The organism is Chloroflexota bacterium, assembly GCA_009840355.1.
In the GTDB taxonomy this organism is placed as follows: Bacteria; Chloroflexota; Dehalococcoidia; order Lucifugimonadales; family JADFKI01; genus Bin90.
In genome coordinates this window covers 91177-99590 of the sequence record VXNZ01000039.1, presented here as the reverse complement: position 1 = coordinate 99590, position 8414 = coordinate 91177, and the positions used below count along the sequence as shown (strand labels likewise).

Here is an 8414-nt window from a genome sequence, read left to right as displayed (position 1 = left end):
CATACCCAATCTACCAGTGGCGGCTTGACTTGTCAACCTTTCCGTATAATTCCCTTATCTTACATGGGTATACGGGATATACGGGATGGGCGGGCGTGTGCGGGCTTGTGATGGACACTACTGGGAGGCGGCGCGTGAGCGAGGCGAAGTGGAAGTTGATGGTGGATTGGGGCGGCGAAGGCAAGTTCTCGGGCGACGATGACGACATTACCGCGGCGACTTTGGGCTTTTCCCTACGGCATTTGCGCGATCTGGGCAGCGAATATATCGACGCGGCGCGGCTGGATATACGGCTGGCGAATGCCGACCACAAGTACAGCCCGCCTAACGGCAAATCCGATTTGTCCGGCAATCTCGAACCGGGACGCAAGGTATGGCTGCGTGCCGCGTTCCCCTGCGATATGTTCGCCGGTGTTGCTGACACGATATTAGACAACCACGCGCCGGACTACGGCGAATCGTATGTGTGGTCATCGCCAAGCAGCGACTTTTGAATCGCGGATGGCGGCGGAGCGAAGACCAACGGCGCTCGCACCGGCAAGCGCATCTCGACTATGGACTTCGCGCTTGCCGATGCGTCGCTGGGCTGCGATTTCACGCGAGGCAGCAATGCCACACAACACGGCGGGCTGACGCTGCGCTACTCGGACGCCGACAACTTCCTGTACATCAGCGTCAACGGCAGCTCAGTGCAATTGCGCAAGGTCGAAGACGGGACAGATTCGCTGCTGGCGCAGGCTGCCCTAGAATGGAACGCGGCAGATACGCACTTCATCCAAGCCGAATTACACGGCGAATCCATCCGCGTGTTCGTTGGACGGGAGCATCTCATCACCGCGAGCAGCGATTTCAACACGGGCGCAACGCGGCACGGCTTGTACTGCGACGGCGCGGCAGACCATACATGGCGACAGTTCGGCGGCTGGGCATCGCTTTTCTACGGCGACTTGCACAGCATCGAGCCGCAACCCAACGCAAAGCAGTGCCACATCCGCGCCTATGACGAGATGCGCCGACTCGAAAATGTAACGCTGTATATGTACGCCACATCGTCGTTTCCACAGACATCGGACGAAATCCTGGGCGACATCCTCGACTACGCCGGCGCTGAATCCGCGGCGCGCATGCTCGATACGGGTGCCGTTCTCGTGCCGCAGCTGTGGAGTCCCGCGCTCTGGGACGAACAGGCATCAGACGAAATTCGCCGCCTGCAAGACGAAGAAGACGGCTTCGTATATGTGGACGGTCGCGGATTCTGGCGTCTGGAAAGCCGCACTCACCGCGCGTCCGCGCCGCACACGAAGGTGAGGGCAACATTGCAAGCGACTAGCGATTCTGACGACAGCGCAGGCGCATACTTCTCGTCATTGCGCTGGAGCGATGGCGTGGGCAACATAGAAAACAAGCTCTTCATGCGAATCCGCGATGCCACGAATGACGGGCATCGCACCGCTTGGACGCTCGTCGAAAAGCCGTACTTCAGCGCCGGCGAGACTCGCGAGTTTTTAGCCGAAAGCAAGGACTACGATGTCGTCGGCGGGCAGCTTACGCCGAAGAAGAACACCGACTACACGGCGAACACGCAGGCTGACGGCGGCGGCGCGGACATCACGGATGAGCTGATTGTTACATACCCGGCGACGCGGCTTTACAACGGCAAAGGCACGCTAATTCGCGTCAGGTTCGGCAGCACGGCGGGCTATCTGACACGGCTGGGCATGCGCACCGTGAACGCGCTCGCCTTCGATGCGCCCGTGCTGGTGAGTTCGGGGAATACGAGCAGCCAAGCGTCATATGGACAGCGCATTCGGAGCATAGACGCGCGCTGGATACGCGAGGCGCATCGGGCGCAGGCTACGCTGGACTTGCGGTTGGCGCGGCGTTCCAAGCCACGCGCCGCGATTAGGGTTACGCTGCCCAACGGCTCAGCCCTGAACACGCTGCTCACCTTGCAATTACGCCTATCCGACCGCATCACGCTGCAATACGAAGCAATGGGCGTGGACAGCGATTTTTACATTGAAGGCAGCACGCTGGATGTGGCACAAGCCGGCAAGCGAATGGAACGCACGCTGCTATTGCGGCAGGCGTAATCGCAGCCCTATGGCATGGGTAACACGACAGGAACTAACATCGATATACAGGACGGATAGGATATATGTGAAGAGGAGGTGGAAATGGGAACCGACCTGATTCAGTTCATCAATATAGGACTGGCGGGCATATTGTTGCTGTGGTTTATGTTCCGCTTGGAGCGCATGCTGGTGCGCTTGGAGAAGACCATGCACCTGATGGCACGTGCCACGCTGCGCATGCTAGACCGGAGCGACCGCGAATCCGCGACCGATCTGAGCAAGGAGCTGTATCGCGTAACCGGACATGAAGACGATTAGCAGAGTGCCGCGCTATTTCACCCTATGTCGCGCCAGGGCCTATCGGTTGTGATCCTGAACGAAGCGCAGCGTAGTGAAGAATCTAAAACTCTGTCTTAAGACAAACCCGGCTGCTGTGAAGGATGCTAGATTCCTCGCTCCGCTCTAAATGACAAGGATACGAAGGTTATAACTGAAAGCCCCTGTATTTCGCGCTATCCCAAATCTACCCTAGCTGATAGACCTGTATGCGGTGGCGAGACGATTCGGTGATGAACATTCTCCCGTCGGCGTCGAAGTTGACCGATGAAGGCCCCCAGAAGTACGGTTCAATCTGCGACGAGATGAGGTGCGGCGTGTCCAGGTGCGGTGGCAACTCCGGCGTCAGGTTGGAAATCTTGCGCGTCTCCACCTCGTCCGGGTTCGCTGCCAGGAAGTCGAGCGCCCACTTGGACAGCGTCGCCTCGCCGCGCATCGTGCGCAGGTGGCTGCCATCCGCCGTGAGTGCCTGCACACGCTCGTTGCCCCAGTCGGTTACATAGATGTTGCCGTCCGCGTCAATCGCAACGCCCGACGGTCGGCTGAACTGCCCATCGCCATCGCCTGATTCGCCGTACTTCGCGATGAACTCGCCGTCCGCGCTGAACTTCTGAATGCGGTCGTTGCGCCAGTCTGCGACGAATACGCTGCCATCCGGCGCAAGGCTGATACCCCACGGCATGTTGAACTCGCCGTCGCCGTTGCCCTCACTGCCAAACGAAAGCAGATGGCGACCATCCGGCGTAACCTTCTGCACGCGGTGGTTATTCTGGTCGGTGATGTACAGGTTGTCGTCGGCATCGACTACGATCCCGGTCGGTCCGTCAAACTCCCCCGGACCTGAGCCTTTCGCGCCGAATGCCTTTATGAAAGTGCTGTTGGCAGTGTCTTTATCATTGTCGAAGTCCGCGCCAAAGATGCTGACGCGGTGGTTGTACTCGTCCGTGACATAGACTTGGCTGCCGTCGTTGCTGAGCGTTATGCCAGCCGCGAGCCGCAATTGCCCTTCGCCATCGCCGTGCGAGGAGAACTCGTACAGATAGTCGTCGTCCATGTTCGTAACGCCGATGCGCGTGAACACAGGCGCGCCGCGGTTCAGCACGAAGATGCGCCCGTCCGCATGTAACGCGAGGTCAATCGGATTGGCGAAGCCACGCCCCACCGGCGCGTTGTTCACGATGCCTATCGTCTTCACATAATCGATCTTCAGCGTCTGTGCGGCGGTAGTGGTCATTCGTTATGCCCTCTGTGTCTGGCTGTTGTCGGTCGTGTAGTTCAGTCGTGTAACTATGTAACGAGGACGGCAGGACGCTCATGTTGTCACATCCTGCCCATCCCGTACATCGATGTTAATTCCCGGCGCAGTGCATCCGCGCAGGTTACTTATACTAGCTGATACTCGGTTGTCGATGCGATTAGCCCGAGCAGTTCGCCGACGCGCTGTTCGGCTTCGTCGCCCTGCCGGTGGCTGGCGAGCGACACATCGCCCTTGATGCCCACATGCGCTGTGAGCGCGGCGCGCATCTCGATGTCCATCTCCGGCGTGCCCATAATGTCCAGGCATGCGCCCACAAGCTCCGACGGCGTGTACTCGCCGCCGTTCTGCTCTGCCAGCCTGTCCAGGATAAGCCGCACGCCGGGCGCGGTGATGTCGCTGATTTCCTTCGCGGCGAAGTTGACACGCTCGACCAACGCGCCGCTGTTAATCCACTCCGTACCCTCGTGCCAGCCCTCGACCGACGGCGGGTTGAGCAGCGTCTGCCCCATGAAGCCGGTCAGGTCTGACGTAGGGATGATGCCCATGTCGGGCTGCGTAACGCTACCGCTCAGCCTCATCGTGCCTGCGACCAGTTCCGCCGGGCATTTTACGCGCGCGTACTGAGCCTCTTTGAAGAAGTCGGAGTTGAAGAGCACACGCAGCATGTGGCGAATCTCGTGGTCGCCATCGAAGTACGCCTGCGACAGGATGTCGATGGCGTCCGGATCGCGCGGCGCGGTGTAGGGCCACTGCGGCACCGGCTCTTCGTCCGCCACGAAGAAGTCGTACAGGTGGCGCGCGATGAAGCGCGCCGTCGCCGGCTGCTTGCAAATGATGCGCACAATGTCGTCGCCGTTGAAATCGCCCGTCTCGCCCAGGAAGTTCTTCTGCCCATCGTCGTGGTCGCTGTCGCGGAAGTTGAAGTGCCACGCGATTCTGCCGTATGGCCAGATGGAGTCCTTAGACGCGCGCACCGCCATGTATTCGGCGTTGCCCAGCGTCCAGCCGGTGAACGCGCGCGACGCCTCTTTGATGTCGTCTTCGGTGTAGTTCCCGATGCCCATACTGAACAGTTCGAGTAGTTCTCTGCCCCAGTTTTCGTTGATGGCGCCGTCGTGGTTCTCTTGATTGTCCAGCCAGATAATCATCGACGGGTCTTTGGCGAGGTCAATGAGCAAGTCGTCGAGCTTGCCAAGCCCAAGCCTGCGGAACATGTCGATTTGGTTCAGCAGCGAGCGCGCCTGATTAGTCTTGGCGTAGCCGGTGGCGAACACGCCGTGCCAGAAGAGCGCGATTTTCTCTTCCATTGGCGCCTTCGTGGTAACCATTCGGTAGAGCCAGTACGCAGAGGCGGAATTGCCGTAGCGCAGCTCGTGCATATCAGTGTGATAGCGCTTGATGATGTCGTCCGGCATGTGCTGCGGATCGTCAGGATGCAGGAGTTCTTCGATGGCGTCTTCGTAGCCGAGTGCCTCAAAGTGGTCGAGTTCTGCCGGAGTCGCGCCAAAAGACGCGCGCCGCAGCAGGTGCTTGACAAGTCCGACATCCGATTTCGTTGCTGTGGTCATGTTCGCCTCCAAGCAGGGAGTATTGTTGGTTTCTTTTATCCCGAGTGTGTGCAATAGAGCAGGAAAGCTTCGCTTGGCACAAGGCTTCTGTTGAATGGATCAACTGCTAAACGTAGCCCTTCCAGCGCGTATGCGCCAAGCAACGGCATCGAATCGTCGTTGCCAAACACTACAATCGTAATGACTTGCTTCCCTCGCGCTCGTATCCAAGTCTGTCCAATATCCAGATCTAGTCGGCCTCCGCCTGCCAATGTGAACTTCACCTTCTCCATAGGCTCCACTTCAAGCCGCTCAAGCATAGATGCGGGCATAAAGCTGTAAGTTGCGCCAGTATCCACCATCGGATTCACAAACTCATAATACGTACCCGACGGGTTGCCTATTTCCACAGGGTACCTAAATGTTCCCATTGATTTCGTCCTACCCTGTCCCGTTCAGAGTATCAGTAGGCGGCTCGCGCAATACCGCCGCCTCTTCCAGCAAACCAATAAACTCTTTGGCAGAATCTATGCCGCCTCTAACGTCGCTTGGAAGATAGAGCGGCTCATAGAAGTTCTGATGCAAAGCGTTCGCCTCGCGGAACAGAAGGCTTATCATGCCGGGGTCGTTTGTTTCGTTCGCTAATCTGTCTTTGATGGTAAAGAAATCGCGGTGCGAACCGTTTTGCCAACCGCAGTGCTTGGCGACTGCCTTCATGTAATGTGCGGCGGTGCCCAGCCCTTTTGGCCGCCTGCGGAAAGTCCCCCAGGCGGCCTGCCCATTCGCTTGCTCTAGCATGCGACTATTGACTGCGATATAGTTATCCGGCTCCGCAAGAGTCATCGATTTGCGCTTCTGCTAGTGCTTTGGGTGCGTTGGCGGCAACCCCCGGCTGCGCGAATGGCGCTTGCCGGAGATTGCGCCTTGAAGCGACTACTTCTTGATAAGCCCCAATTTCTCGAAAGTTCCGTTCGTGATTGGATGGGCATCCACGCCCATCCAATCCTCCAGCAGGTCGGTGTACGCGCTGCGGAAGTCGTTGTTGTAGTGCATGTCGCCTTCGAGCTGGTCTTCGGGCGCGAGCGATGGGAAGTCGCCGTACATGCCGCCCTTCACTCCGCCGCCGATGACGAACGCCACGCCTCCGGAGCCGTGGTCGGTGCCGGAGCCGTTGTCCTTGATGCGCCTGCCGAACTCGGAGAATATCACGACTGCCGTGTCGTTCTCATAGCCGTGCTCTTCCACATCGTCCCAGAAGTCGCCGACTGCGTTAGACATCTCGCCGATGAGCTTGGCGTGCATCGGCACCTCGCCCGCGTGCGTGTCGTAGCTGCCCTGCCCGGTGTAGTAGATGCGCGTGCCGATGTCCGCGAACATCACCTGCGCCGCGTCCTTAAGGCTCTGACCGATGGAAGTATTCGCGTACTCGACGCTCGACGAATAGTTGCGCGGCGCCGTGCCGAGTATGTCCGCGCCCTGCATCACGCCTCTGCCCGTCTGCTGGATGAACTCCTTCACCGCGTCCTTGCCCGCGCCGCCGTACATCTGCGAGAACATATCCAGCGTCTGGTTGCGTATAGATTCATCATGGATGTCCGGATACAAGCCATAAGTCGCAAGATCGCCGACAGACGCGACCGGCACGCCCTGCGCCGACAGCGCGCGCGGCAGACCGCGGCCGAAGTTGACCGATGTCAGAACATTCTCGCCCTTAGGGTCTAGGTCGCGCGTGAGCTGACCGAGCCAGCCTTCAGTGGCGACCTTCGTCGGCTCCGCCGTGTGCCAGATGTCCATCGAGCGGAAGTGCGAGCGGTTCGGGTTCGGGTAGCCGATGCCGTTGATAATGGCGACCTTGCCCTCGTCCCACAGCCGCTTCATGGCGGTCATATTCGGATTCAGCCCGATATTGCCGTCCAGTTTCAGCAGGTCTTCCGGCTGGAACTGTACTGCCGGGCGGAAATTGTAATAATGCTCATCGTTGATGGGTAGGACAGTATTCAGCGCGTCATTACCCCCTGTGAGCTGCACAAACACCAGTGATTTGCTATGTCCGTTGCTGCCGTTGGAACCCATTGCCTTTGCTCCTCTCCTAACGCTTGTCGCGTGCTGATTCGTCACTTGTTCTCAGGTGGTCAATTACGCGGTAAATCGGCTTGAATGCCTAGTGTATCAGGCAAACAGGCGCACTTCTACATGATGTCCTGTAATTGTGCGCTTTTCTAGGAAAATGGTCAAGACCATGAAAAGGACAAATGGCATAGAAACGCGCCAGAATCGACGTCTTACTGCAGCTTTCCCCGCAGCCTGGGATCTAAATAGTCCCTCAAAGCATCCCCAAGCAGGTTGAATGCCAGTATCGTGATCGTGATGGCGATTCCAGGGAAAATGACCAGCCACCAAGGAGGTTTGAACAGGTTGCTGAGTAAGCCACCGAGCATGTTTCCCCAAGTAGGCGTTGGCGGTGGTATCCCCAGGCCCAGGAAACTGAGAGCGGCTTCTGCGAATATCGCAACCCCAAGACCGGCGCTTGCGATCACCAGGGCTGCTGCCCAGCACTGCGGAGCTATATGCAACATCATAATCCGCTTCGGTGATGCGCCTACGGCACGTGCCGCCTCCACATAAGCCATCTCGCTGACCGTGAGAGCTACCGAACGGGTAATTCTCGTTGAGTTAGGAATGCTCACTACGGCTATCGCTATGATTACTGTTAGAATGCCCGCTCCCAGGGCCGCCAACAGCAGGAGCGCGAGTATCACTGTGGGGAACGACATCAGCACATCAAGGAAGCGCTGGGTTATGAGATCGAACTTGCCACCGAAATAACCGGTCACTATGCCCCAGATGATTCCCAAGCCACTTCCAATGCCGATAGACACAAATGCGACAATTAGTGTGACGCGGCTTCCAAAGATGATTCTGCTCAGGACATCTCTGCCAATGTAATCAGTGCCCAATGGGTAAGTAGTGGAAGGAGGCTTCCTGAGTTCGGTGAAGAATGCCTGCAACGGGTCGTGAGGCGCAAGCAGATCCGCGAAGACCGCAGTCAGGATTACCGCAATCAGGATTACCAGCGCGACAGCGCCTAAGACAGACGAACGAGCGAATCGTATCGCTGAGCCTACCGGCGCCATTACAACGGCGATCAGCCCACGGCTACCGGCGGGTGTGGCGGTGGCGGACTCCATCTCTCTCAAA

General features: G+C 58.2%; 9 protein-coding genes. 3 read left to right on the top strand and 6 right to left on the bottom strand.

Annotated elements, in window-relative coordinates:
* Positions 1-110: 110 nt before the first annotated feature.
* The 3 genes from F4X57_11130 (at position 111) to F4X57_11120 (ending at position 2393) form a co-directional block, all read left to right on the top strand.
* Positions 111-494, top strand: a complete 384-nt coding sequence (locus F4X57_11130; GenBank protein ID MYC07703.1) for a hypothetical protein — start codon at positions 111-113, stop codon at positions 492-494.
* A 60-nt stretch (positions 495-554) separates the two neighbouring features.
* Complete coding sequence (locus F4X57_11125; GenBank protein MYC07702.1) at positions 555-2093, top strand: hypothetical protein; 1539 nt, start codon at positions 555-557, stop codon at positions 2091-2093.
* 84 nt (positions 2094-2177) lie between these two features.
* Positions 2178-2393, top strand: a complete 216-nt coding sequence (locus tag F4X57_11120; GenBank protein ID MYC07701.1) for a hypothetical protein — start codon at positions 2178-2180, stop codon at positions 2391-2393.
* 205 nt (positions 2394-2598) lie between these two features.
* Here F4X57_11120 and F4X57_11115 read toward each other — a convergent pair whose 3' ends face one another.
* The 6 genes from F4X57_11115 to F4X57_11090 all read right to left on the bottom strand — a co-directional run bounded on the left by F4X57_11115 (position 2599) and on the right by F4X57_11090 (position 8413).
* Positions 2599-3645: a hypothetical protein gene (locus F4X57_11115; GenBank protein ID MYC07700.1), complete on the bottom strand. Its 1047-nt coding sequence runs from the start codon at positions 3643-3645 to the stop codon at positions 2599-2601.
* 149 nt (positions 3646-3794) lie between these two features.
* Complete coding sequence (locus F4X57_11110) at positions 3795-5237, bottom strand: DUF1800 domain-containing protein (GenBank protein ID MYC07699.1); 1443 nt, start codon at positions 5235-5237, stop codon at positions 3795-3797.
* 35 nt (positions 5238-5272) lie between these two features.
* A complete protein-coding gene (locus tag F4X57_11105; GenBank protein ID MYC07698.1) occupies positions 5273-5647 on the bottom strand; it encodes a hypothetical protein in 375 nt (124 codons plus the stop codon).
* 10 nt (positions 5648-5657) lie between these two features.
* A complete protein-coding gene (locus F4X57_11100; protein ID MYC07697.1) occupies positions 5658-6014 on the bottom strand; it encodes a hypothetical protein in 357 nt (118 codons plus the stop codon).
* Positions 6015-6149: 135 nt separating this feature from the next.
* Positions 6150-7289: a DUF1501 domain-containing protein gene (locus tag F4X57_11095; protein ID MYC07696.1), complete on the bottom strand. Its 1140-nt coding sequence runs from the start codon at positions 7287-7289 to the stop codon at positions 6150-6152.
* 209 nt (positions 7290-7498) lie between these two features.
* A complete protein-coding gene (locus F4X57_11090; GenBank protein ID MYC07695.1) occupies positions 7499-8413 on the bottom strand; it encodes an ABC transporter permease in 915 nt (304 codons plus the stop codon).
* Between the last annotated feature and the right edge of the window lies 1 nt (position 8414).

Bases quoted from the DNA above. Each gene is read 5' to 3' on its own strand.
- F4X57_11130 (MYC07703.1), top strand. From the start codon at position 111: ATGGACACTACTGGGAGGCGGCGCGTGAGCGAGGCGAAGTGGAAGTTG.
- F4X57_11125 (MYC07702.1), top strand. From the start codon at position 555: ATGGACTTCGCGCTTGCCGATGCGTCGCTGGGCTGCGATTTCACGCGA.
- F4X57_11120 (MYC07701.1), top strand. From the start codon at position 2,178: ATGGGAACCGACCTGATTCAGTTCATCAATATAGGACTGGCGGGCATA.
- F4X57_11115 (MYC07700.1), bottom strand. From the start codon at position 3,645: ATGACCACTACCGCCGCACAGACGCTGAAGATCGATTATGTGAAGACG.
- F4X57_11110 (MYC07699.1), bottom strand. From the start codon at position 5,237: ATGACCACAGCAACGAAATCGGATGTCGGACTTGTCAAGCACCTGCTG.
- F4X57_11105 (MYC07698.1), bottom strand. From the start codon at position 5,647: ATGGGAACATTTAGGTACCCTGTGGAAATAGGCAACCCGTCGGGTACG.
- F4X57_11100 (MYC07697.1), bottom strand. From the start codon at position 6,014: ATGCTAGAGCAAGCGAATGGGCAGGCCGCCTGGGGGACTTTCCGCAGG.
- F4X57_11095 (MYC07696.1), bottom strand. From the start codon at position 7,289: ATGGGTTCCAACGGCAGCAACGGACATAGCAAATCACTGGTGTTTGTG.